The sequence below is a fragment of the Holdemania sp. Marseille-P2844 genome (assembly GCF_900120005.1).
Taxonomy (GTDB): Bacteria; Bacillota_I; Bacilli_A; order Erysipelotrichales; family Erysipelotrichaceae; genus Holdemania.
Window position 1 is genome coordinate 1 of sequence record NZ_LT635446.1, and the last position, 814, is coordinate 814.

The following is an 814-nucleotide window of genomic DNA, read 5'->3' on the forward strand; positions in this document are numbered from 1 at the left end:
CGACGTCCCGCATGATCGCAATTTCGTTGCTTCGCGCGTAAATCGTCAGCTTGATCGTGTTCGCGATCAAGAAAATCGCCAGCGCGCTTAAGCCCGCCACCAGAATCGCCCCGCCAAACCGCACGGAGTTCAGCGTTCGGACAAACATCAGCGCACTGTCCCCGCCGTAGTTCACCGTTTCAATCCCTTCGATCGCCTGAATCTTTTCCGCCGTGTCCTTTAACGCATCCCCGTCGTTTACTTCCACATAGAACGCGTCGTGCAGCGGATTATCCTCCCGATACGTTTCCAGCGCTTCTCTGGCGCTTTCATCCTCATACGTTTTCATCAGCTCGTCGAATTCCTGATCCTTGCTTGAGTATTCCACGCTGACCACATGCTCCAGATTCTTGATCGTCGCCTGAATCATGTCCAGCTGCGATTGTTCCTCATGGTCATAGGCTACAAACGCCGAAATCTTCACCGAGCCTTCGATGTTTTGGGTGACCTCCTGCATGTTGCCCGTCACGATCATAAAGATCGAGATGATCAGCAACGTGATCGTCACCGCCGAGGCGCTCGACACCGACATTGCCGCGTGCCGGCCCACACCATAAAAACCCTCGCGGATATGCCGAAAGAATCGTCTAATCATGTTTGATATACCCTCCCTCGTTCATGTCCGCGACGATGTGCCCCGCTTCCAGAGCGATCGTGCGTTTGCGGTGCTTGTTCACCAGCGTGATGTCGTGCGTGACCATCAGCACCGTCGTTTTTTCCTCACGGTTGATCTTTTCCAACAACGTCATGATCTCATCCGACTTCTGCGGATCGA

At 53.8% G+C, this 814-nt stretch carries 1 protein-coding gene and 1 pseudogene; both read right to left on the minus strand.

The window, feature by feature from the left end; translation table 11 throughout:
- Positions 1 to 634 (minus strand): permease-like cell division protein FtsX (locus tag BQ7364_RS00080; protein WP_072682802.1); only part of this gene is annotated, 634 nt, incomplete at its 3' end.
- Positions 627 to 814: pseudogene (locus BQ7364_RS00085) on the minus strand (cell division ATP-binding protein FtsE); the annotation flags it as partial. The pseudogene BQ7364_RS00085 and the gene BQ7364_RS00080, both read right to left, overlap by 8 nt.